This window comes from Pseudomonas sp. NPDC087185 (genome assembly GCF_044744955.1).
Taxonomy (GTDB): domain Bacteria; phylum Pseudomonadota; class Gammaproteobacteria; order Pseudomonadales; family Pseudomonadaceae; genus Aquipseudomonas.
This window is the reverse complement of record NZ_JBIUZK010000003.1, coordinates 787,463-809,721: the sequence shown is the minus strand read 5'-3', so window position 1 is coordinate 809,721 and position 22,259 is coordinate 787,463. Positions and strand designations below refer to the sequence as shown.

The following is a 22,259-nucleotide window of genomic DNA, read 5'->3' as shown; positions in this document are numbered from 1 at the left end:
GCGGATGCATGGATGGGAAAAAGCCGCTATAAAGCGTATGACTGTCACCAAGAGCGAGACAATGAACCCCTACGAAGACATGCGCATCTTTGCCCAGGTGATGGAAGCCGGTAGCTTCACCGCTGCCGCCGACCGCCTGGGCATGTCCAAGCAATCGGTCAGCCGGCGCCTGATGCAGCTGGAAGAGCGCCTCGGCGTGCGCCTGCTCAACCGCTCCACCCGGCGCTTGGATGCTACGCCGCTGGGCCAGCATTACTACCAGTCGGCGCTGCGCCTGCTGGGCGAAGTGCAGCAGGTGGAGCACGACATCAGCGGCCAGGATCAGGCCCTGCGTGGCACCCTGCGCCTGAGTGCACCGCTGTCGTTCGCGATGTCCCATCTGGGCTGCCTGCTGACCGAGTTCCTGCGCTTGCACCCGCACGTGGATGTGGAAGTGGACCTCAGTGACCGGGCTGTGGACCTGATCGGTGAAGGGTATGACCTGGCTTTGCGCATCGGTGCGCTGGAAGACTCCAGCCTGATCGCGCGGCGGATTGCCAGTGTCGAGCGGATGTATTGTGCGAGCCCGGCCTATCTTGAAGCGCGGGGCGTGCCGCAGTGGCCAGAGGCCCTGGCTGAGCATGACTGCCTGCCCTATGGGCATTCGCGGCAGGTGCAGTGGCAGTTCAGGCACGGCGGCAAGGCGCAGGCCATTGCGGTGACCGGGCGGATGCGGGCCAACAATGGCGAGCTGCTGCGGGATGCTGCAATTGCCGGAATGGGGGTGACCTACCTGCCGACCTTCATTGTCGGCCAGGCGCTGGCCGATGGGCGCCTGGTGAGCGTGCTGGACGACTGGACGCCGCCGGCGTTGCAGTTGTCGGCGGTGTACCCGCAGCACCGGCAAGTCGCCCGGCCGGTGCAAGGGTTTGTCGAGTTTCTGCGCGAGCGGCTGGTACAGCTATAGTCCCGCGCCAGACTGTTCTGGCCCTTCGCGGGTATTATCCGGCAGCGCTTCCAACGCGATCGGGCCGCCCTCGAATTCGGTCATGGAGTCGAGTATTGCCTCCCGGAAGTACGCCAGCGACGCCCGATCGAAGAGGATCTGCAACGCTGGCAATTGCGCACTTGCGGTATTCACCACAATCACATTGATCCGCGCCGCCGAGGTTTGCGCCACAGCCCCGACCGGGAACGCCTCGGCACGCAGGTCAACCCCGCACAGTTTGGCCATCACCGCGCTGCAATGCTCCCCCGACAGCTGCAGCCACGCATGGCTGTCCTGGCGCGGCAGCAGGTAATTGCGTTGGGCATCCTGCGTCCAATCGGCCTCTTCGGCCGCGACCCTTGCACACGGGTCACTCAAACTGCCCAGCAGCAGGTATTCACTGGCCGACAACCGCGCCACCCACCCCCCGTCGTCCTGGCGTAGCGCCTGGTTAGGTTGTGGCGGCAAACGGTAGCCACGCGCTTGCAGGTAGGCCGCAGTGTCGCCGCCACGAAAGCCAACGCGCGGCACATCGGTCAGGTCGGTCAACGCGCAGCGGTGCAACAACTCGGCCAGCGGGTCGGGTGAGAAGAAGGCTTGGGTCTTCAGGCTGGTCATGGCTCAGAGCTCCTGGCGCAGGTTGTCGGGGTCGTGGAAGGGCAGTGACACTACCTTGGCATGCACCATCACACCGCCCTCCACGCGGATCGGAATGTGCATGCCAGGGGTGGCCTGGTGGGCGCCGGCGTAGGCCAGGCCGATGACCTGCCCCAACGTTTGCGAATACTCGCAGGAGGTGACGTTGCCGCTGATGTCCGCGCCGTCCAGCACCAGGTGGCCCTCCAACGGTTGCGGGCTGCCCTGGGGCAGGGTGAAGCCGATCAGCTTGCGCTTGAGCGGCTGCGCTTCGAGGATTTCGATCGAGCGCTTGCCGACGAAGAACGGCTTCTTGCGGCCGATCGCCCATTGCATGTCGATCTCTGCCGGGTGGGTCATGCCGTCGGTGTCCTGGCTGATGATCACATGGCCCTTTTCCAGGCGCAGCAGGCGCTGAGTTTCGACACCGAACGGGCGTATGCCCAGCCCGGCGCCGGCCTGCATCAACGCGTCCCACAGGCGTTCGGCATGGCGTGCCGGCACGTGCACCTCGTAGCCCAGCTCGCCGACGAAACCGACCCGCAGAATGCGCGCCGCAATGCCGGCCACCTTGCCAAGGCGCACGCCCAGGTAGGGGAAGGCTTCGGCCGACAGGTCCACACCTTCGCAAACCTTGGCCAGCACCTGGCGTGACAAGGGGCCGGCAAGGTTCACGGCGGCCAGTGCAGCGGTGACATTGGTGATGTCCACATCCAGGCGCCACTGCGCGTTCCACTTGAGCATCTGCTGGTAGATGCGGTCGACGCCGCTGGTGGTGGCGGTGACATAGAAGTGCTGCTCGGCCAGGCGTGCGCAGACACCGTCGTCGATCACCACGCCGTGCTCGTTGGTCATCAGGGCATAGCGGGTGCGGCCGACAGGCAGCTTGGCGAAACCGAAAGTGTACAGGCGTTCGAGCAGTTCGGCGGCGTCGGCGCCGCGCACATCCAGGCCGCCCAGGGTGGAGACGTCGATCAGGCCGACCTTCTCACGCACATGGCGGGCTTCTTCCTGCATGCAGCGTTCGCGTTGGTCCGGCTTGCCGTAGAACGCCGGGCGTTGCCAGATGCCGGCGGGCATCATCTTGGCGCCCGCTTCCAGGTGGCGGCGGTGCATGGGTGTCTGCCGGTAGGGGGCGAAGGCGCGGCCCGCCACGTGGGCCAGCTTCTCGGCCTGGAACGGTGGCCGTGCGGTGGTCACGCCGGTTTCGCTGATGCTGCGCCCCGTGGCCTGCGCGACCAGACGGGCGGTAGGCAGCGCTGAGTGGCGGCCTTGGGACGGGCCCATGCCGACCGTGGAGAAGCGCTTGACCAGTTGCACGTCGCGGTAGCCACTGCGGGTCGCGTTGACGATATCGCGCACCTGCAGGTCTTCGTCGAAATCGACGAAATCCTTGCCCCTGGGGTGCGGGAAGATCGGCCAGGGGAAATTGACCTTGGCCTCGGGGCTGAAGGTCGCCAGCGCCGGGGCAGGCAGGCCCAAGGCCGCGACTGCGTCGGCCGCGCAGCGGGTAGCGTCGGCCAGCACATTCTCCAGGCGATGACGGCCGTTCACCGAGCCCGCGATGGCCAACCCGGCAGGCAGGTTGCTGATGGCGAACTCATCGCGGTTGACGTCGTAGGCCAGCTTGCCGCCCGCCTGGCACAGCAGTTGATACACCGGCATGTACCCGGCCGACATGCACAGCAGGTCGCAGTTCAGGCGCAGGCCGTGGTCGCCAACCTTGCCCTGGCCGGTGATCGGGCGGATGTCGACGCCGCTGACATGGCGCATGCCCTGGTCGTGCAGCGCTTCATAAACGGTGCTGCCCAGGTGCAGGGGAATATCGCGGCGCTTGAGCTCGCTGGCCAGGGCGGCGTCGGCTGGCGCGGCGCGCATGTCCACCAGGGCGGCCACGGCCACGCCTTGCTCCTGCAGGTCGAGGGCGGCCAAGTAGCCGTCGTCGTGGCCGGTGAGGATCACCGCGCGCTGACCAGGCTTGACCGCGTACAGCTTCATCAACCGCTGCGCGGCACTGGTCAGCATCACCCCGGGCAGGTCGTTGTTGCGAAACACCACTGGCTGGTCGAACGAACCGGCTGCCACGAGGCACCGCGTGGCACGCACCTTATATAGGCGCCGGTGCTGGATCACCGGCAGGTAGTTGTCGGTGAACCAGCCGTTGCAGGTGGCCTCGAGCAGCACCTGGATATTTGGGTGGCCCTCGACGGCGCCGAGCAGCTCCTGGCGCACGCTGGCGGCGCGGGTGCCGGCGATGTCGAATCGGGCGTAGGTCAGCGAGCCGCCGAGCACCGGCTGCTGCTCGACCAGCAGCACCTTGGCCCCGGCATTGGCAGCGTCCAGCGCCGCGCGCAGGCCGGCGGGGCCACCGCCAATCACCGCGACATCGACGAACAGATAGGCCTTGTCGTAGTACTGTGGCTTGAAATTCAGGTCGAGCACGCCGAGGCCGGCTTTCTTGCGGATCAGTGGCTCCCAGACCTTCCACATGCCCTTGGGCTTGTAGAAGGAGCGGTAGTAGAAGCCCACAGGCATGAAGCGTGAAAACTTGCCCAGGTAGGCGTCGCGGTCGTGCTCCAGGCTGCCGTTGAAGTTCTGCCCTTCGACCACCTGGCCGTCGTGGGCCGCTTGCATGTCGGCCAGCACGTTGGGCTCGTCGGGCAGTTGCACCAGCGTGTTGGCATCCTGCCCGGCCAGGCTCAGCGGCCCGCGCGGGCGGTGGTACTTGAACGAGCGCGACAGCAGCCAGCGGCCGTTGCCGAGCAGGGCACTGGCGATGCTGTCACCGGCAAAACCCTGGCAGGCCTGGCCATCGAAGATGAAGCGCAGCGGCCGCTCGCGGTCGATCAGCAGGCCCATGGGCGCGGGGAGGCGAGTGAGGCTGTTCATCCGGCAATCTCCGGGGTGGCGGGGGTGAAGTCGACACGACGGTCGAAGATGTCTTTCGGGTCGAAGGTGCGCAGCACTTGGTCGCTGACGGTATGGCGCTCGGCGAGGAACCAGTAGCTGGAGGCGTTGTGCAGCCACCACTCGGTGACGACGCCTGCGTGGTTGTCGCTGTTGAACACGTAGTCGGCCCACTCGGCGTCGCTGCAACCGGCCGGGTCAGGCATCGGCTTGAACTCGCCGCCGTAGGTGAATTCGCTGATGTTGCGCGGGCCGTTCAAGGGGCAGGTCAGGAGCTTCATCGTGCGTTCCTCTAGTGGCTGGCCGCGGTGGCGCCCATTTCGTTGACTTGCTGGAAGCGGCTGAAGCGCTCCAGGGCGAACGGCGCGATCATCGCCGGTACCTTGCCGCCGCTGGCCACCAGCTCGGCCATGGTCTTGCCGCAGATGGGCGTTGCCTTGAAGCCCCAGGTGCCCCAGCCGGCGTCCAGGTAGTAATTGTCGACCGGGGACAGGCCCATGATCGGGCTGTAGTCCGGGGTCATGTCGGTGATCCCGGCCCACTGGCGCATCAGCTTGGCGTTGGCCATGAACGGGAACATCTCGATGGCATGGGCCAGCAGGCTTTCCTTGAGGTCGAGGGTGGAGCGGGTGTTGTACAGCGGGTACGGGTCGGAGCCACCGCCGAAGACGATCTCGCCACGGCTGGTTTGCTGCACGTAGCAGTGCAATGCCGAGGAGCTGACCAGCGGATCGAGGAACGGCTTGAACGGCTGGGTGACCATAGCCTGCAACGGGTAGGTGTGGATCGGCGCGCGGATGCCGGCCTTGGCCATCAGCAGCGAGCTGGCCCCGGCCACCGCCTGCACCACGCAACCGCACTGGACGGTGCCTCGGTTGGTTTTGACCGCTTCGATTCGCCCGTTGCGGATCAGCAGGTCCTGCACCTCGGTCAATGGATGGATCTCCACGCCACGCTTGGCCGCCTGTTTGGCATAGCCCCAGGCCACGGCGTCGTGGCGTGCAGTGGCGCCGTCGATGTGCCACAGCCCGGCCAGCACCGGCAGGTGGCCGGGGTCGAGGTTCAGGCTCGGTACCAGCTCGCGGATCTGCTGGCGGTCGATCATCTCGGTGCGCCCGCCGAAGTGCTTGTTGACCTCGGCGCGCTGGCGGAAGGCGCGCACGGTGGCGTCGGTGTGCGCCAAGGTGAGCTGGCCGCGCTCGGAATACATGATGTTGAAGTCGAATTCGTTGGACAGGTTCTGGAACATCCGCACGGATTCGGCGTAAAAGCGCACACCTTCACTGGTGAGGTAGTTGGAGCGGATCACCGCCGTGTTGCGTGCGGTATTGCCGCCGCCGAGGTAGGCCTTTTCCAGCACCGCGACGTTGGTGATGCCGTGGTACTTGGCCAGGTAGTAGGCAATGGCCAGGCCGTGGCCGCCGCCGCCGATGATCACCACGTCATAGCGCGGCTTGAGTTCGCAGGGCGGTGGCAGGTCGACTTCCACCGGGTAGTCGGCGCTCAGGCCGTATTTCAGCAGGGCGAAAGGCATGCGGTGCGCTCCTGTTGGGCGGCCTGCTGTTGCAGGTCGAGGGCGAGCAGGGTGTTTTTCATCAGGTAGGCGATGGTCATCGGGCCGACCCCGCCGGGGACTGGGGTGATGGCGGCGACCTGGGGCAGGGCGGCGGCAAAGTCGACATCGCCGACCAGGCGGCTGCGGCCGTCTTCCTCGATACGGTTGATGCCGACGTCGATCACCACAGCGCCCGGCTTGAGCCACTCGCTACCGATCAGGCGCGGTTTGCCAACGGCCGCCACCAGAATGTCGGCCTGGCGGCACAGCGCAGGCATGCCCTGGCTGCGCGAATGCACCAGGGTTACCGTGCAGTCGGCCTGCAACAGCAGGGCAGCCATGGGCTTGCCGACGATGTTCGAGCGGCCGACCACGACGGCATGCTTGCCACGCAACTCACCGCAGGCATCGCGCAGCAGGCGCATGCAGCCGCTGGGCGTGCACGGGGTGAGCACGTCGCGGCCCTGGGCCAGGCCACCGACGTTCTCGCTGTGGAAGCCGTCCACGTCCTTGAGCGGGCTGACCGCCTGCAGCACCCTGTGCGCGTCGATATGCGCCGGCAACGGCAATTGCACGAGGATGCCGTTGACCGCGCTGTCGCCGTTGAGCCGGTCGATCAGGGTCAGCAAGTGGCTCTGGGTGGTGTCGGCAGGCAGGCGATGCTCCAGGGAGCGGATGCCGACTTCACCAGCGCGCAGCACCTTGTTGCGCACATAGACCTGGCTGGCAGCGTCCGCCCCTACCAGCACCACGGCCAGGCCTGGCTGCACACCGCCCTGGCGCAAGGCCCGGACCTGCTCGGCAACTTCGGCCAGTACCCGCGCCGCCGTGGCCTTGCCGTCGATCAGCTTGACGCTGGGGATGGCGTTCATTTGAAGATCACCGTGCGGTCGTGGTTGAGGAACACCCGGTGCTCGAGGTGGTATTTGACCGCGCGCGACAGGGCGATGGTCTCGGTATCGCGGCCGATGGCCACGAGGTGGTCGGGCGCATGGGCATGGTCCACACGCTGCACTTCCTGCTCGATGATCGGACCCTCGTCGAGGTCGCTGGTGACGTAGTGGGCGGTGGCGCCGATCAGCTTGACGCCGCGCTGGTAGGCCTGGTGATAGGGCTTGGCACCCTTGAACCCGGGCAGGAACGAGTGGTGGATGTTGATTGCTCGGCCCGACAGCTGGCGGCACAGGTCGTCGGAGAGAATCTGCATGTAGCGCGCCAGCACTACCAGTTCGGTGCCGGTGTCTTCGACGATGCGCATCAGCGCCGCTTCCTGCTCGGCCTTGGTGTCCTGGGTCACCGGGAGGTAGACGAAGCGAATGCCCTGGCGCTCGGCCATGGGGCGCAGGTCCAGGTGGTTGGAGACCACGGCGGTGATGTGCATGTCCAGCTCGCCCTTGGCGTGGCGGTAGAGCAGGTCGGACAGGCAGTGGTCGAACTTGCTGACCATCAGCAGCACGCGCATGGGGCGGGCGCTGCTGTGCAGGCTCCAGTCCATGTCAAAGCGCTGGGCGACGTCGGCGAAGCCCGCTTGCAGTTGTACGGTGTCAGCGCTGACGCCGATGTTGTAGCGGAACACCGCGCGCATGAAGAAACGGCCATTGTCCTCGTCGTCGAACTGCGCCATCTCGCTGATGTAGCAACCGTGCTCGGCCAGGTAGGTGGTCACCGCGGCGACGATGCCGGACACGGCCGGGCAACTGACGCGCAGGATGAAGTGATCGGGAGCGGGGTGCATGTCGGGGCCTCGTGGTGAAGTGGGGCAGATCGGGCACAAGGGCGAAATGGTGTTTCTTGTTAGGAATATAAATTTCCTTTAGGCGATTTATAGGCGAAGACGATGGGTGCGGTCTAGCTGTTTATGAATTTTTTTATCCTGACAGGAAACTTTTTGGCCGGCTCGGATGGCTCATGAAAGGCTATGCTTGGCCCATGAGCACAGCACCCACCCTCCGCCAACCCTGCCCGCCTGGCGCCTGTGACTGCGGCCGCGAACAGCTGGCCGAGCAGCCGCCCGCGGCGCAGCGTATCCTCCTGCTGACCCGGCAGGAGGAAAAACGGCTGCTCGAGCGCCTGGAAAACCTCAAGGACCTGGAAGACTTGCAGCATCTACAAACAAGAATGTACGAGAACCTCGGTATCCGCGTGCACGTCGCCCCTGGCTACAACGAAGTGCGCACCATGCGCGGCATCGTCATCGAACTCGACGCCCAGCCAGGCTTGTGCCGCAAGACCCGGCAGTCGATTCCGGCGGCTATCCGGCGCGGGATGGAGCGCAATCCGCAGGTGGCGTTCCGCTTGCTGGATGCGCATGACCTGCTGAGGGATGCATGAAGCCGCAACGTTTAGGCAATCCTGTCCTAATTTTCCGGAAGTTTCCTACGTTTACCTGAGAGCCGCCCTGCGCCGGCGCGCAGCGGCACCCATCACTCAAGGAGACAGGCAATGACTTCCGTTTTCGACCGCGACGATATTCAGTTCCAGGTAGTGGTCAACCACGAAGAGCAGTATTCCATCTGGCCCGACTACAAGGCGATCCCTAACGGTTGGCGCGCTGTGGGCAAGAGCGGCCTGAAGAAGGACTGCCTGGCCTACATCGACGAGGTGTGGACCGACATGCGCCCGCTGAGCCTGCGCCAGAAGATGGCTGACGCTGCCGCACAGTGACCACGCTCAACCTGCTGTGCCTGCCGTATTCCGGGGCCAGCGCCATGGTCTACAGCCGCTGGCGGCGCAAGCTGCCGGCCTGGTTGCAGGTGCGCCCGGTCGAGCTGCCCGGGCGCGGTGCGCGCATGGGTGAGCCCCTGCAGACCGACATGCAGGCTCTCGCCCGGCAATTGGCGGCCGAACAGCGCGAGGCCGCCGCTGCGCCGTATGCACTGCTCGGGCATAGCCTGGGCGCTCTGCTGGCTTTCGAGCTGGCCCATGAACTGCAGGCGCTGGGCTGCCCGCCACCCGTGGCGTTGTTCGCCTGCGGTACGGCAGCGCCCACCCGGCGTGAAGACTACGACGGCAAGAACTGGCGCGACCCAAAGACCGACGACGAACTGAGGAACGAGTTGCGCGAACTCAATGGCACGCCGGAGGAAGTGCTGGCCAATGCCGAGTTGATGAGCCTGACGCTGCCGATCCTGCGCGCTGATTTTCTGCTCTGCGGCCGTTATGCCTACCGCCAACGGCCCACCTTGGCGTGCCCGCTGCACGTGCTCGGGGGGGAAGACGACCGGGCCAGCGAGGCGCAACTGCTGGCCTGGGGCAAGGAAACCCAGGGCGCTTTCACGTTGCGGATGTTCCCTGGCAGGCATTTCTTCATCCATGACCATGAAGATCGCGTACTGGCCGCGCTGGCCGAGTCGCTGACGCCCCATCGGCACTGCGCCTGATTGACGCCGCCGCTTGCCTGGGGGAGGCTACGGTTTTCCCCAGGCAAGAGCCAGACCATGCTGATCGATCCTCACAAGGCCACGCTACTGGCCGTCGACATCCAGGAAAAACTCATCGGCGCCATGAGTGACCCCGCGGGCACGCGCGCCCGTGCGCGCTGGTTGCTGGCCGCCACTGCCGAGCTGGAGCTGCCGGTGGTGATCTCTGAACAGTATCCCAAAGGCCTGGGCCACACCTTGCCTGAGCTGCTCGCTGCTGCGCCAGCGGCCGACGTGGTGGAGAAAAGCCATTTTTCCTGCGTGGCGGCGCAATGCCTGCCCGCCAGCCTGATGGCCCGTGAGCAGGTGATCGTCTGCGGCATGGAAACCCACGTCTGCGTGCTGCAGACCGTCCTCGGGCTGTTGAGCCTGGGCAAGCAGCTGTTCGTGGTCGAGGATGCCTGCGACAGCCGCTCCCCGGCGAACAAGGCGGCCGGGCTTGCGCGCATGCGACAGGCCGGGGCGCATATCGTCACGCGGGAAATGGTCCTGTTCGAGCTCATGGGCAGTGCCAGCCACCCCCAATTCCGCCACATCAGCAAGACCTACATGGTCGGTGACCAGCCCTGAACGGCCGGCTGCTGGCGGCAGGGTTGATGGCCCTGGCGCTGCTGCAGGGGTGCGCCGGGCGTCGTGAGGAAGAGCCCGACGCCGACCCGGCCAAGGTGCGTGCCCAGCTCGTGCGGCTGTTGCCTGCCCAGGCCAAGGACCGCGAAGGCTGGGCCAAGGATATCCAGGTGGCGTTCGAAGCCCAGCGCATCACCCCGAGCAAGAGCAACCTGTGCGCCGTTTTGGCGGTGACCGAGCAGGAGTCGACGTTCAATGCCGACCCTCAGGTGCCCAACCTGGGGCGTATTGCCCGCGCCGAGATCGACCGCCGCGCGGCAAGCCTGCATGTTCCGCGCTTGCTGGTCGACGGTGCACTGAAAACCACCTCGGGCAATGGCCAGACCTATCAGCAGCGGCTCCTTGCGGTGCGCAGTGAGAAGCAGCTCAGCGCGCTGTACGATGAGGTGATTGCGCGTCTGCCTTTGGGCAAGACCTTGCTCGGTGGCCTCAACCCGGTGCATACCGGTGGGCCGATGCAGGTCAGCGTCGAGTTTGCCGAGCAACATGCCAAGGATTATCCCTATACCTACGACGGTACGATCCGCCAGGAAGTCTTCAGCCGCCGTGGCGGTATGTACTTCGGTATTGGTCACCTGCTCGGCTACCCGGCGCACTACGAGCGTCAACTGCATCGCTTTGCCGATTTCAACGCCGGTTGGTACGCCAGCCGCAATGCCGCGTTCCAGGCTGCGTTGAGCAAGGTCACGGGAGTGGAGCTGGCGCTGGATGGCGACTTGATCGCGCCAGGCTCGATCATGCCCGGCAGCACCGAGCAGGCAGCGCGCAAACTGGGTGTGAAACTGGGGCTGCGCAACCCGCAGATCCGCAGCCAACTGGGGTTGGGCGACAGCCTGGCGTTCGAGGACAGCAAACTGTACAGCGGGGTATTCGCCCTGGCTGACGCGGCGGCCGGCAAGCCGGTACCCAGGGCGGTGCTCCCAGGGATCGAGCTGAAGAGTCCGAAGATCACCCGCAAGCTGACCACCGCGTGGTTTGCCGGGCGGGTGGATGAGCGCTATCAGCGGTGCATGAAGCGTTAGCGCTGCTTTGTCAGTGCCGGCGCTTTCGCGGGCTTGCCCCGCGAAAGCGCCAAGCAGGCAGCATCAACTTTCGCTCAGTGCCCCGACCACCTGATCAACACTGGTCTTGAGCCCGACCACCGCATCTTCCGGGTCACTCTCCACCACCAGCAGCTTGGCCCCGGACGACTTGATCACCTCGGCCACCGCCGCATCGGGCTGGCGATGGTCCAAGACCAGCGCCACATCCTGCTCCTTGAGGTGCTCTGCCAGCGCCTCGAGCGCCGCCTCATCCCATTTGCCATCAGCCGGTAGCGCCTGTTCCACCACATCCAGGTTCAGGCCGCTGGCCAGGTACCCCAGGCGCTCGGACAGGCTGACCACGGTCAGGTTGTCGGCTTTGGCGAGCGCTGTCTGGCTGTTGGCGGTCAACGCCAGCAACTGGCGCTTGAGGCCCGCCAGGTTGCCCTGGATCTTCGCCTTGTCGGCAGGCGCCAGGCGCTCCAGGTCATTGGCCAGTACATCGGCCATGCGCCCGAGGTTGGTCGGGTTCAGCCACGGGTAGGCGGCGTAGGCGTCTTCGCCACTCACCGCGATACCCGGCAGCGCGCCGTCCACCGGCCGCGCGGCATCGATTTCGACGATACGGATGTTGCTGCGTCGGGCCATCGGGTACAGCGGGTCGTCGCGCCAGATCGAGCGCACACCGATCACCGCATCGGCCTGTTGCGCCGCTTTGGCCAGGCTGGCGCCGCCGCGGCTGCTGAAGTACGAAGGCTGGCGGCTGGCCGGCAGGTTGGCCGGGGCGGCGCGCTTGAGCTGCACCGAGGTGCCGTCGAGCAGGGCAGCGGCCAGGCTGTGGGTGACGGGCAGGGTGGTTAGCACTTGCGTGGCGAAGGACAGCGAGGGCAGGCCCACCAGGGCCATGGCCAGGGTCAGCTGTTTGAGGGTCATGCCGGGTTTCCTTGCAGGCGGGGGACGAGGGCGCGGGCCAGGGCGGCGAGGGCGAAGCAGATGCCGGCGACCAGAATGATTGCGGCGCCGGATGGCACCGGCAGGTCGAAGACGATCGGCAGCAGGATACCCAGCAGCGTGCTCAGGGTGGCGATCAGCACCGAAATGAAGAAAAAGCCCTTGAGCGACTGGCTGACCAGCCGTGCGGCGGCGGCCGGAATCACCAGCAGTGCGCCGACCAGGATCGCCCCGATCACCTTGACCGAGGCCACTGTGACCAGCGTCACCAGCACCACGAACAGGTAGTCCAGGGTCTTCACCGCCACCCCGCGTACCGCTGCCAGTTGCGGGTTGAAACTGGCCAGCATGATGCGGTTGTACAACGGCAGGGCTAGCGCCAGCACCAGGGCGGCGACAATGCCGAGCACCACCAGGTCTTGCGCGCTGACCGTCAATACCGAGCCGAACAGCACGTTTTCGAGGATATGCACGTTGATCTTGCCGGCCAGCATCAGCAGCAGGCTGGCGCCCAGTGCCAGTGACACGGAAAGGAATACCCCGATCAGCGTGTCCGGCGACAGCCCAGTGCGGTTGCGCAGGAAGTTGAGCAGGATGCCGAACAGCAGGCAGTAGCCGAACAGGCTGCCGTAGGGGCCGGTGTAGGGTTCGCCGAGCAGGATGCCGATAGCCACGCCGGTGAGCGCGGCATGGCCCACGGCCTCGGAGAAGAAGGCAAAGCGCTTGACCACCACCAAGGTGCCCAGGCCGCCCAGCACCGGGCCGATCATCAGCCCGGCCAGCAGTGCATTGATCACGAAGCCGTAGGCCAGGGCCTCCGGCAGGTAGCCAGCGCCGGCCCATTCCTGGACCAGTTGGCGGAATGCTTCATAGCTCATCAGGCGAGGCTCTCGCTGCGCGGGTGGACGGAGAACAGGCTCAGCAGGCGCTCTGGGGTCAGGGCCTGGGCCGGTGGGGCGTCGAACAGTACCTGGCGGCTCAGCCCGGTGACCCGGTCGGCCAGGCGAAGCACGGCTTGCAGGTCGTGCTCGATCCACAGCACGGTGGTGCCAGCCTGGCGCCACCCCTGCAGCAGCTGCTCGAACACCTGGATACCGGCTTCGTCGAGCGCCGACATGGGTTCATCGAGCACCAGCAGCTGTGGCTCGGGGATCAAGCCCTGGGCCAGCAGCACGCGCTGGCGTTCGCCGCCGGACAGCGCACCCATGCGGCGCTTGCGTTTGTCGAGCATGCCCACGCGGGCCAGCGCCGCGTCGATTGCCGGCTGCACACGGCGCGACAGGCCAAGGAAGGCCGGGCGCCGCTGACACATTGCGGCCATGAAGTCGTCCACGGTCATCGGCAAGCCACGGTCGAACTCCAGGGCCTGAGGCACGTAACCGATCACCTGTTGTTCACCCGGCCAGTGCAGGGTCAGTTGGCCTTGGTGCGGCATCTGCCCGAGCAGGGTCTTGATCAGCGAGCTCTTGCCGCCGCCGTTGGGGCCGACGATGGCGTGCACGCTACCGGCGGCGACGCTGAACTGGACCTGCTCGAGGATGCGCGTGCGGCCCAGCGTCAGGTCGATGCCGGCGAACTCGATGCGTGGCCCGCCGGCCACCCTAAGGTTGGCGGCAGCGGTCATGCGCGGTTCTCCTGGATGGCGCGGACCACGGTGTCGAGGTTGCGCTGCATTTCCACTTCGTATTTTTCCTTGGTGTATTCGCCGTAGGAAATATGGGTCAGTGGGTACAGGCGCACGCCCGACTCGCGCTGGATGGTCTCGACGTAGGCCGAGGGGAAGTCCATTTCCGAGAAGATCACCTTGACGTCCAGCGCCTTGAGCTGGTCGATGGTTTTCTTCAGTTGCGCAGGGCTGGGTTCGATGCCGTGGGCCGGCTCGACCACCGCGGTCACTTCCAGGCCGAAATCGCGCACCAGGTAGTCATAGGCGGCGTGGATGGTGGCCACACGGAAGTCGGCGCCGGGTGCTTCGGTCACTTTGGCCAGTGCTTCGGCGCGCAAGGTGCGTAGGCGCTTGGCGTAGGCACGGGCGTTCTGGGTATAGAACTTGGCGTTGTCCGGGTCGAGCTTGCCCAGTTCGCGGGCGATGTTGTTGACCTGGGCAATGGTGGTGCTGATCGACAGGAAGGTGTGCGGGTTGACCACCTTGCCGGCGCCGCGCGCGGCGATGCCGGTGGCTGCCAGCAGCGGCACGTTCTGGTTGGCTTCGATGGTGTTGATGTCGGGCTTTTCGCTGGCGGCGATCATGCGGTCGGCGAAATCGTCATGGCCCACGCCGTTGAGTACCACCACATCCAGGCTGCCGATGCGCTTGATGTCTTCGGCCCGCGGCTCGTAGGCGTGCGGGTTGAAACCTGCCGGGATCAGCGGCACGACTTCGGCCTTGTCGCCGACGATGTTGCTCACGTAGCTGTAATACGGGTGCAGGGTGATGCCGATGCGCAGGGGTTTGCCGGTGTCGGCCAAGGCCAGTGACGGCAGGGCACAGGCCAGAAGCAGGGCGAAGACGGAGCGGAACATGGAGGAATTCCTTGGGTTCAGTGACGGTGTTCGCGGGTGACCCCGGCGTCGTAATGGCTGACCACTTGCTGCCAGCCGGCGGCCACCAGGGCAGCTTCGCCAAGGTCGTCCGGCACCACGGCGGCGCTGTCGCGGCGCAGCCAGACATCAGGCTCGCCGCTGCTGTCAGCGGGCAGAATCAGCAGGAAGCTGCCGGCGACCTGCGGTGCCTGGCTGCGGCCCAGGTAGGCACCGGCCGGCAGCCACTGCCACTGGTGGCTGCCGCGGCTCTGGCTGCCGGCATCCACCACGAACGGTGGCAGGCCTTCCTCGGCCATGGCCTGCACGCTGGGCGCGGCGGCGGTTTCTTCGCGCAGCAGCTGGATCTCGTCAAACGCTACCCGCAGGTCGGTGAAGAGGCCCTGTTCGGCGGCGGTGAGGTCGCGGCGGGCGTCGATCTGGTGGCTGGCGATGGCCTGCTCGTCTTCGCGCTCACCGCGCAGCAGCACTACCGTGGCCGCGACGATGACGATCAACAGGCTGACCAGCAGTACGTAGAGGGTTTCATGCCCGGCACCGGCGGGGCGCACCACTTGGGTGCGGCTCAGGGTCGGGCTGCTCATGGTTGCGCGATGTCGGCGTGGTCGACTTCCACCACGTGGCCTGGGCCGGCATCGAACAGCACGTAGAACTCGCCGTCCGGGCGCTTGAAGGTGAGGGTCGAGTCCTGGCCGAGCTTGCCACCTACTAGCACCTGCTCGTCATAGCCGATCACGTCCAGGGTCACGCCCGGGGCACCGCTGCCGTCCGAGAAACCGCCGGTGCATTTGACCTGGCCGCCGTCGATCGCTTCACAGTCGCACATCGGGTTGTGCGCCAGGGCCGGGCCAGCGGCCAGTACCAGCAAGGGCAGGGCGAGCCTGCGCATCAGATGTTTCATGGTTTGCCTCCTTGTTTCTCGAGCCAGGCCACGGTGGCCGGCGAAGCCTTGGCCAGGGGGACCGATGCCTGGTGCATGCTGCCATCCCAGCCTTCGAGGGTGATCCAGATCTGGGCGTCTGGCTGAGTGCGTAACGGGATCGGCAGGTTGGTGCCCATGCGGTACGGCGCGCCGAAGAAGATGGTGCCGGCTGCGCGCAGGCTGCGGGGTTTGCCGATGCGCAGGTAGACGGCCTTGACCTCGTTGATGCAGGCCTTGCACAGCGCGGCATTGAAGCTTTTGAAGTAGCCCGCCGGGCCGTCGGCACGAGGCGGCTGGTCCCTGACCTCTGCCAGGTCGAGGCTATAGGGGCCAACTTGGATATTGCTGATCGGGTTCGCGCCCAGCCCAGCGTCGCCGCGAAACAGCTTGGCGTCGGCAAAATACTTGGGCATGAACCCCAGTGGGATGAGGATCAGCAGGATATTGAGGTGGAAGCGCCACTTCAGCCAGAACTGTTTCAGCGCGCTGGCGGGCACGGCCTGGGCCTGGCTCATGGTTGAATCTCCACGGTGGTGTTGCGGGCCCGCGTGCGTGGCGAACGCTCGCTGCGCTTGAGCGCTGCGGCGGTAGCCTGTGCGGTGCGTTTGGTCCAGATCAGCAGGCCGCTCATCACCATCAGGGTGAGGACCAGGCCGAAGAAGAACCAGATCAGCTTGATCGGCAGGCCGCCGAAGTCCCCGGTGTGCAAGGGGCGCATCGATTCGGTGACGAACTCCAGGGCCGAGCGGTCGCTGATCAGGAACTGGCTGTCGACGTTGCGGGTGTAAGGGTTGACTGCGGCGCTTTGGAACATTAGCGGGTACCAGCCGCGCCCACCCATGTCGATGTGGCTATAGGCGGTGGCCGGCAGCGAGACGAAACTGATGTCCAGGCCCGGGATGGCCAGGCCTGCGATACGCGCGGCCTCGTCCAGGTCGATGCGTGGCGCGGGGCCGCCATCGCTGCTCTGCGGCACTTGCTCGCGGGCGATCACCGGTACCACCGGCTCGCTGGAAATGGTGATGTGGTTGTCGGCGAGGATCGCCTGGATCAGGAACCAGAGGCCGGTAACCGAGATGACCGCGATGAACCAGATCGACCAGACCCCCGCCAGGCGATGCAGGTCGCCCCAGAAGATGCGCGAGCCGTGGCCGGTACGCACCGGTTTGAAAAAGCCTTTCCAGAACTTCTTGTAGACCACAAGCCCCGTGACCAACGATGCCAGCATCGGCAGCCCGAGCAGCGACACCAGGTACCAGCCCCAGCTGTAGCCATTGGTGAACGGCACCAGCCACCAACCGTGCAGGGCGCGGGTAAAGGCTTCGAAGTTGAAGTCGGGTACCTTGCCCTGGATCGCGCCGGTGTACGGGTTGACGTAGAGCGTCGGGGTGGTGCCATCGGGCAGGGTGACGCGCGCGTTGAGGGCAAAGTGGGCCCCGTCCGGTTGGCTCAAGGAGCGCACGGCCATGTCAGGCTCGGCCTGGTGCAGGGCGTCGAGCACTTGCTGGAAACTCAGGCGCTCGGCAGTGTCGTCGGGCTGGCTGGCGCGTACGTCCGGGTTGGCCAGCCAGACGATTTCCTGGCTGACCACGGCGAGCATGCCGGTGAAGCAGACGATCAGCACGAAGAACCAGATTGGCAGTGCGAGCCAGCTGTGGACCAAGAACCACAGCTTGGACTTGGATTTTTTCGGTGATTTGGCCATCGGTCGGTCTTCTGAAAATGAGGGTCGAGCAAATGCCCAACCACTGGGGCTGCATTTATAAAGACGAATGAGAATGGAAATCCTGCCGTTTTAAGTGCAAGCAAATGTTTCAAGAAGAAAAAAGCCGGCAGGGTGCGCGAGGCACCCTGCCGGCTTGATGTGCAGCGCAAAGGCGTTAGGCGCTGGTCAGGGCGACCGCTGGCTGGGCGCTGGCGTGTTGTTGTGCCAGGTCGTCATACAGGGCTTGGCCGATCTCTGCGGCGCGCGATGGCAGCACCGACAGCAGGGTGTCGCTCAGGCCGTGGCTGTTCTCGCAGAAGCCTTGCAGGTACACCGAGGCCTGCAGGTTGGGGCTGGCCAGTACCCGGTAGTTGCGGTCAACGGCAAAGTCTTCCAGGTAGCCTGCGAGTGGTGCCAGCAGGTCGCGATGCGAGCGGCGTTCATAGCCGGTGGCGAGGATGATGGCATCGTAACGGTGAGTCTGCTGTTGGCCGGTGGCCAGATCGCGCAGGGTCAGCTCGATGCCTTCGCGGGTCGCCACCACAGCCTCTACCTGGCGACGGCACAGCACGTTGTGACGGAACTGGTGCGAGACCTTCTGGCGGTAGAGGATGCCGTAGATGCGCTCGATCAGGTCGAGGTCGACCACCGAGTAGTTGGTGTTGTGGTACTCACCCAGCAGCTTGGTGCGCTGGTCAGCCGGCTCGTTGTAGACCAGGTCGGTGTAGTCGGGCGAGAAAATCTCGTTGACGAACGGGCTGTCGTCAGCGGGCTTGAGCGCGGAGCCGCGCAGCACCATGTCGACTTTCACCGAGGGGTAGCTGTCGTTGAGGTCGATGAAGGCTTCAGCGGCGCTCTGGCCAGAGCCGATCACCGCGATGCGCATCGGCTTGCCTTCGGCGCAGGGCAGTTTGTTCAGGCTGCGCAGGTACTGCGAGTGGTGGAAGACGCGGGGATCATCCTTGAACGCACCGAATTTTTCAGGAATTTTCGGCGTGCCACCGCTGCCGACCACCACCGAGCGGGTGCGTCGGCTGTACTCGCGGCCTTGGCTATCGCGCGATACCAGGCGCAGGTGTTCGACGCGCCCAGCTTTCAGCTCGGGCTCGATACGCAACACTTCCTCACCGTAGACGGCCTGGGTGGCAAAATGCTCGGCAGCCCAGCGCAGGTAGTCGTTGTACTCCAGGCGGCAGGGGTAGAAGGTGCCGAGGTTGATGAAGTCGGCCAGGCGTTGCTTCTGGTGCAGGTAGTTGACGAAGCTGTACGGGCTGGTGGGGTTGCGCAGCGACACCAGGTCCTTGAGGAAAGAGATCTGCAGCTCGCTTTGGGTGGCCAGGGTTTCGCCGTGCCAGCGGTAGTCCTTCTGCTTGTCGATGAACAGCGCATCGAGGGCGTGGCCCTGGGTCTGGGCAAGTTCTTCCAGGGCAATGGCCAAGGCCAGGTTGGAAGGGCCGAAGCCCACGCCGATCAGATCCTTGATGGTTTCCGGGTTTGAAGACTGGCTCATGGCTGCGATTCCATAATGGTCGAATGTGGGCGCCCGCCGGGGCTCCGGCGCCTGCGCGAGTACATTGGTTGGAACGAGCCACGTTGTAGGGAATTTACTGATGCTCAGCGTAGGGGGTGCGCTGCGAGCCTAAAGTTTTGCGCAAGGTCGCCGATAGGCAAGTCAATGCAAGGACCCATTTTCAAGGCAGGGACAAGAACATGACCGCTATCTCGGCAATCACTATCAACAACGTATCGGCACAGGCCGTCAGCGCAACCCCGGCCACCAGCAGCGAAGCGGAAAAAACCGAGGACGCGCAGAAGAGCGGGGCGACCGCGACAGCGGACACCAGCAAGGCACAGGGCGGCGGCGGGGCGCAAGGCGCACAGCAAAGCGACGAGAGCTCCGAACCGGCACACATCAAGCAATTGCGCGAGATGATCAAGAAGCTGCAGAAGCAATTGGCCGATGAGCAGAAACAACTGGCCAACCTGATGGCCCAGAAGATGGACGAGACTGCCAAGACGGCTGCAGTGAGCGCCAAGCAGTCGAGTATTGCCACGATCAATGGCGAAATCATGACCGCCACCGCGCAGTTGCTCGAAGCTTTGCAGACGACGGGCGGCAGCAGTGCCGGCACGATGGTCAGCACGCAAGCCTGAAGGTGTCAGGGCTGGCCCGTTCGCCGGCTGGCCAGCCCTGCTGGTGCGTTAATCGGAAGCCAGGCGGCCTTTGTTCTGCCGGTCCGACTTGTATTGCATCGCCACCGCCGGTGCCGGCTTGGCTGTGCCGGTCTCCAGCCACTGGCGCATGCGGCTGGCATCGGCAAAATGCGTGTACTTGCCGAAGGCGTCGAGGATCACCATGGCCACCGGGCGGTTGTCCATGCGCGTCAGCAGCACCAGGCAGTGGCCGGCTTCGTTGGTGAACCCGGTCTTGGTCAGCTTGATGTCCCAGTTGCTCTTGTTCACCAGGTGGTCGGTATTACGGAAGCCCAGCGTGTAGTTGGGCTTGCGGAAGGCCACAGTCTTTTCGCGGGTGGTCGACAGCTCGCTCAGCATCGGATATTTACGCGACGCCATCAGCAGCTTGGCCAGGTCGCGGGCGTTTGATACGTTCTGCGTCGACAGGCCAGTCGGCTCCACGTACCGGGTATGCGCCATGCCCAGGCTGCGGGCTTTGGCGTTCATCGCCTTGATAAATGCCGGGTAGCCGCCCGGATAGTGGTTGGCCAGGGTAGTGGCGGCGCGGTTTTCCGAGGACATCAAGGTGATGAGCAAGGTTTCACGACGGTTGAGTTCACTGCCCAGGCGCACGCGCGAGTAGACACCTTTCATGTCCGGGTTGTTGGCGATGGTCATGGTGAGCATTTCATCCATGGGCAGCTTGGCGTCCAGCACCACCATCGCGGTCATCAGTTTGGTCACCGAGGCGATCGGTACCACACGGTCGGCGTGGCTCGAATACAGTTCCTGGTTGGTGTTCAGGTCGATCAGCAGGGCGCTGCCGGAAGCCAGATGCAGCTTGGAAGGGTCGCGTTGAATCTGGGCTGGGGGTTGTGCAGCAGCGGTCGACGGTAGGGTCGCTGTACCTGTGAGCAACAGCAGCAGGCTGAGGATGGACAGGGATGTTTTCACGTTGAGGCTCACTAAAAGTTGGTATGTCGTTGGCTGTGCAAGGGTTTTCCCCCAAAAAACGCTCGCATTGTGGAGTATGGCTGAACCGCTGTCGATTGCTCGTTGAACCCCCTTGTCGATATGAAAAAAGCTTCATGCTGTAACGGTTATCCCCGCTCCGTTCGTCGGTTTGTACAGGCAAAAAAAGACCCGCCAAAGGGCGGGCCAGAACACGCGTAGGGAGCAACGCACAACAAATTCGGTCAAGCGATCAGGCAATTGGCTTTAAGTTGTTCGGCCAGCGCCTGGGCCGACGCGCGGCTGGCCAACGGGCCGCTTACCGCTTCGCCGTTGCGTACCAGGTACCAGCAAGCCAGCAGGCCCTTTTCACGTAATGTGGAGGGGACGGCGCTGCCGATGACGGACATGATCTGGATAGTGGCCATGGGGACCTCCTGTAAAACATGGCCCTACCTTACGCAGCAGCCGGTCCACTTTGAAATCAACAGGCTCAATAGTGCTCATCAGTTTTATCAACGGTCACCAGCGCGGCGGGCCGTAATACACCGGGGGCGGGCCGTAGCTACGGTATACCGGCGGCGGTGGTGCCGGCACATAGTAGGGCTGGTAATACACTGGCGCAGGCGGCGCCTGCACATACACAGGGGGTGGCGGATAGTACGCCGGCTGGCGCTCGACATAGACAGTACGGTCATGGCCGCCAGCAACGGTCGCCCCGACCACGGCGCCCACCACCGCCGCACCGAGCAGCGGGCCTGGGCCATACCAGCCACCGCCGCCACCGTGGGCGGATGCTTGCCCGCTGATGGCCAGGGCACCGACCAGCAGGGCGATTCCAGGGATGAGACGGTTCATGAGACTTCCTCGCAAGGCAAACCCCACACTTGGGGCCCTATTACTATGGCTCTGGTCTCTGTCAGCTGAGCACAGGGGAACGGTAAAGGTTGTGTAAGGGGCGACAAGTGGCGAGGTCTGATAGGCTGCATAAACGTTTCAGGTATGAAAAAGGAGCAGGTTATGGCGGTAACTCCCAGCAGAGACACGGTGCTGTGCATTTCCCTGGCCGGCAGGCCGGGCACCTTCGGCGTGCGCTTTCATAACCATCTGTACCAGCAATTGGGCCTGGATTATTACTACAAGGCGATGAGCACGAATGACCTGCCGGGCGCGGTGGTGGGTATTCGTGCGCTGGGTATCCGTGGGTGTGGGGTTTCGATGCCGTACAAGGAGGCCTGCATGGCGCTGGTCGATGAAGTGGACCCGTCTGCCGCGGCAATCGAGTCGGTGAACACGCTGGTCAATCGCGGCGGCCACTTGAAGGCTTACAACACCGACTACCTGGCCGTGCGGCAGTTGCTTGAACAGCATCAGGTTGCCCCGGACACCGCTTTTGCCCTACGCGGCAGCGGCGGCATGGCCAAGGCGGTTGCCAGTGCGCTACGCGATGCGGGGTTCCGGGAGGGCGTCATCGTGGCGCGCAACGAGCAAGCAGGGCGGCAACTGGCGGACATGTGTGGTTATCGCTGGGTGGCGGAGTTGGGTGACCGGTGCCCGCCAATGCTGGTGAATGTCACGCCAATCGGCATGGAGGGCGGGCCACAGGCCGATGAACTGGCATTCAGCGAAAATGCCATCGCTGCGGCCGAGCGGGTCTTCGATGTGGTGGCGATGCCGGCGCTTACGCCGTTGATTCGGCGAGCGCAGGCACTGGGCAAACCGGTGATAACCGGATTGGAGGTGATTGCGTTGCAGGCGCTGGAGCAGTTCGTGCTGTATACCGGGGTCAGGCCCACGCGGGAGCAGGTTGACGCTGCTGTGGCTTACGCACGGGATATCTAGGCTGCCTGGACTGGCCCCTTCGTGGGCTTGCCCGCGTAG

General features: G+C 64.8%; 26 protein-coding genes. 8 read left to right on the top strand and 18 right to left on the bottom strand.

Annotation, left to right across the window (positions count from 1 at the left end):
* The first annotated feature begins 61 nt into the window (after positions 1 to 61).
* Positions 62 to 946, top strand: a complete 885-nt coding sequence (locus tag ACIPIJ_RS14010; RefSeq protein WP_401077386.1) for a LysR family transcriptional regulator — start codon at positions 62 to 64, stop codon at positions 944 to 946.
* Here ACIPIJ_RS14010 and ACIPIJ_RS14005 read toward each other — a convergent pair.
* The 6 genes from ACIPIJ_RS14005 to purU are packed head-to-tail and all read right to left on the bottom strand — an operon-like array spanning position 941 to position 7,800.
* Entirely contained in the window at positions 941 to 1,585 is a 645-nt protein-coding gene (locus ACIPIJ_RS14005; RefSeq protein ID WP_401077385.1) for a sarcosine oxidase, read from the bottom strand. The two genes, ACIPIJ_RS14010 and ACIPIJ_RS14005, sit on opposite strands and share 6 nt — an antisense overlap.
* A 3-nt stretch (positions 1,586 to 1,588) precedes the next feature.
* Positions 1,589 to 4,492, bottom strand: coding sequence for a 2Fe-2S iron-sulfur cluster-binding protein (locus ACIPIJ_RS14000; RefSeq protein ID WP_401077383.1), 2,904 nt, complete (start codon positions 4,490 to 4,492; stop codon positions 1,589 to 1,591).
* The gene (locus ACIPIJ_RS13995) at positions 4,489 to 4,791 is read right to left on the bottom strand and encodes a sarcosine oxidase subunit delta (protein WP_401077381.1); all 303 of its coding nucleotides are present in this window, start codon (positions 4,789 to 4,791) and stop codon (positions 4,489 to 4,491) included. Before ACIPIJ_RS13995 ends, ACIPIJ_RS14000 begins: the two co-directional genes overlap by 4 nt.
* 11 nt (positions 4,792 to 4,802) lie before the next feature.
* Positions 4,803 to 6,044, bottom strand: coding sequence for an FAD-dependent oxidoreductase (locus ACIPIJ_RS13990; protein WP_401077380.1), 1,242 nt, complete (start codon positions 6,042 to 6,044; stop codon positions 4,803 to 4,805).
* A complete protein-coding gene (folD, locus tag ACIPIJ_RS13985; protein ID WP_401077379.1) occupies positions 6,026 to 6,937 on the bottom strand; it encodes a bifunctional methylenetetrahydrofolate dehydrogenase/methenyltetrahydrofolate cyclohydrolase FolD in 912 nt (303 codons plus the stop codon). The genes ACIPIJ_RS13990 and folD overlap by 19 nt, the downstream gene beginning before the upstream one ends.
* Entirely contained in the window at positions 6,934 to 7,800 is an 867-nt protein-coding gene (gene purU, locus ACIPIJ_RS13980) for a formyltetrahydrofolate deformylase (protein WP_401077378.1), read from the bottom strand. The genes folD and purU overlap by 4 nt, the downstream gene beginning before the upstream one ends.
* 194 nt (positions 7,801 to 7,994) lie before the next feature.
* Here purU and ACIPIJ_RS13975 point away from each other — a divergent pair, with 194 nt between their 5' ends.
* The 5 genes from ACIPIJ_RS13975 to ACIPIJ_RS13955 all read left to right on the top strand — a co-directional run bounded on the left by ACIPIJ_RS13975 (position 7,995) and on the right by ACIPIJ_RS13955 (position 11,133).
* Entirely contained in the window at positions 7,995 to 8,396 is a 402-nt protein-coding gene (locus ACIPIJ_RS13975) for a hypothetical protein (protein ID WP_401077376.1), read from the top strand.
* Between the two features lie 111 nt (positions 8,397 to 8,507).
* Entirely contained in the window at positions 8,508 to 8,729 is a 222-nt protein-coding gene (locus ACIPIJ_RS13970; protein WP_012313972.1) for an MbtH family protein, read from the top strand.
* Positions 8,726 to 9,445, top strand: coding sequence for a thioesterase II family protein (locus tag ACIPIJ_RS13965; protein ID WP_401077374.1), 720 nt, complete (start codon positions 8,726 to 8,728; stop codon positions 9,443 to 9,445). Before ACIPIJ_RS13970 ends, ACIPIJ_RS13965 begins: the two co-directional genes overlap by 4 nt.
* Before the next feature lie 57 nt (positions 9,446 to 9,502).
* A complete protein-coding gene (locus ACIPIJ_RS13960) occupies positions 9,503 to 10,054 on the top strand; it encodes a hydrolase (protein ID WP_401077372.1) in 552 nt (183 codons plus the stop codon).
* Positions 10,055 to 10,080: 26 nt separating this feature from the next.
* Positions 10,081 to 11,133, top strand: coding sequence for a DUF1615 domain-containing protein (locus tag ACIPIJ_RS13955; protein ID WP_401077371.1), 1,053 nt, complete (start codon positions 10,081 to 10,083; stop codon positions 11,131 to 11,133).
* Positions 11,134 to 11,196: 63 nt separating this feature from the next.
* On the opposite strand, the gene ACIPIJ_RS13950 is transcribed toward ACIPIJ_RS13955, so the two are convergent.
* From ACIPIJ_RS13950 to ACIPIJ_RS13910, 9 genes are all read right to left on the bottom strand, one after another.
* Positions 11,197 to 12,066, bottom strand: coding sequence for a metal ABC transporter substrate-binding protein (locus ACIPIJ_RS13950; RefSeq protein ID WP_401077369.1), 870 nt, complete (start codon positions 12,064 to 12,066; stop codon positions 11,197 to 11,199).
* On the bottom strand, positions 12,063 to 12,962 hold the full coding sequence (locus ACIPIJ_RS13945; protein WP_401077367.1) for a metal ABC transporter permease: 900 nt from the start codon (positions 12,960 to 12,962) through the stop codon (positions 12,063 to 12,065). Before ACIPIJ_RS13945 ends, ACIPIJ_RS13950 begins: the two co-directional genes overlap by 4 nt.
* Positions 12,962 to 13,708, bottom strand: a complete 747-nt coding sequence (locus ACIPIJ_RS13940) for a metal ABC transporter ATP-binding protein (RefSeq protein WP_401077365.1) — start codon at positions 13,706 to 13,708, stop codon at positions 12,962 to 12,964. Before ACIPIJ_RS13940 ends, ACIPIJ_RS13945 begins: the two co-directional genes overlap by 1 nt.
* Positions 13,705 to 14,607 (bottom strand): metal ABC transporter substrate-binding protein, encoded by a 903-nt coding sequence (locus ACIPIJ_RS13935; RefSeq protein ID WP_401077364.1) that lies wholly within the window; start codon positions 14,605 to 14,607, stop codon positions 13,705 to 13,707. Before ACIPIJ_RS13935 ends, ACIPIJ_RS13940 begins: the two co-directional genes overlap by 4 nt.
* 17 nt (positions 14,608 to 14,624) lie before the next feature.
* Positions 14,625 to 15,194, bottom strand: a complete 570-nt coding sequence (locus tag ACIPIJ_RS13930) for a DUF6162 family protein (RefSeq protein WP_401077583.1) — start codon at positions 15,192 to 15,194, stop codon at positions 14,625 to 14,627.
* A gap of 11 nt (positions 15,195 to 15,205) precedes the next feature.
* A complete protein-coding gene (locus ACIPIJ_RS13925; protein ID WP_401077363.1) occupies positions 15,206 to 15,526 on the bottom strand; it encodes a hypothetical protein in 321 nt (106 codons plus the stop codon).
* Positions 15,523 to 16,062, bottom strand: coding sequence for a thiamine pyrophosphate-binding protein (locus ACIPIJ_RS13920; RefSeq protein WP_401077362.1), 540 nt, complete (start codon positions 16,060 to 16,062; stop codon positions 15,523 to 15,525). The genes ACIPIJ_RS13925 and ACIPIJ_RS13920 overlap by 4 nt, the downstream gene beginning before the upstream one ends.
* Entirely contained in the window at positions 16,059 to 17,252 is a 1,194-nt protein-coding gene (locus ACIPIJ_RS13915) for a PepSY-associated TM helix domain-containing protein (RefSeq protein ID WP_401077360.1), read from the bottom strand. Before ACIPIJ_RS13915 ends, ACIPIJ_RS13920 begins: the two co-directional genes overlap by 4 nt.
* Positions 17,253 to 17,427: 175 nt before the next feature.
* Positions 17,428 to 18,762: a lysine N(6)-hydroxylase/L-ornithine N(5)-oxygenase family protein gene (locus tag ACIPIJ_RS13910; RefSeq protein ID WP_401077358.1), complete on the bottom strand. Its 1,335-nt coding sequence runs from the start codon at positions 18,760 to 18,762 to the stop codon at positions 17,428 to 17,430.
* 200 nt (positions 18,763 to 18,962) lie between these two features.
* Between ACIPIJ_RS13910 and ACIPIJ_RS13905 the strand changes: the two genes are divergently transcribed.
* The gene (locus tag ACIPIJ_RS13905; protein WP_401077581.1) at positions 18,963 to 19,406 is read left to right on the top strand and encodes a hypothetical protein; all 444 of its coding nucleotides are present in this window, start codon (positions 18,963 to 18,965) and stop codon (positions 19,404 to 19,406) included.
* 48 nt (positions 19,407 to 19,454) lie between these two features.
* On the opposite strand, the gene pbpG is transcribed toward ACIPIJ_RS13905, so the two are convergent.
* The 3 genes from pbpG to ACIPIJ_RS13890 form a co-directional block, all read right to left on the bottom strand.
* Positions 19,455 to 20,381: a D-alanyl-D-alanine endopeptidase gene (gene pbpG / locus ACIPIJ_RS13900; RefSeq protein WP_401077356.1), complete on the bottom strand. Its 927-nt coding sequence runs from the start codon at positions 20,379 to 20,381 to the stop codon at positions 19,455 to 19,457.
* A gap of 242 nt (positions 20,382 to 20,623) precedes the next feature.
* Entirely contained in the window at positions 20,624 to 20,806 is a 183-nt protein-coding gene (locus ACIPIJ_RS13895) for a hypothetical protein (protein ID WP_401077355.1), read from the bottom strand.
* 94 nt (positions 20,807 to 20,900) lie between these two features.
* Positions 20,901 to 21,236 carry a hypothetical protein gene (locus ACIPIJ_RS13890; RefSeq protein WP_401077354.1) on the bottom strand — a complete coding sequence of 112 codons (336 nt, stop codon included), beginning with the start codon at positions 21,234 to 21,236 and terminating at the stop codon, positions 20,901 to 20,903.
* 162 nt (positions 21,237 to 21,398) lie between these two features.
* Between ACIPIJ_RS13890 and ACIPIJ_RS13885 the strand changes: the two genes are divergently transcribed.
* Positions 21,399 to 22,220: a shikimate 5-dehydrogenase gene (locus ACIPIJ_RS13885; RefSeq protein WP_401077353.1), complete on the top strand. Its 822-nt coding sequence runs from the start codon at positions 21,399 to 21,401 to the stop codon at positions 22,218 to 22,220.
* Positions 22,221 to 22,259: the final 39 nt, after the last annotated feature.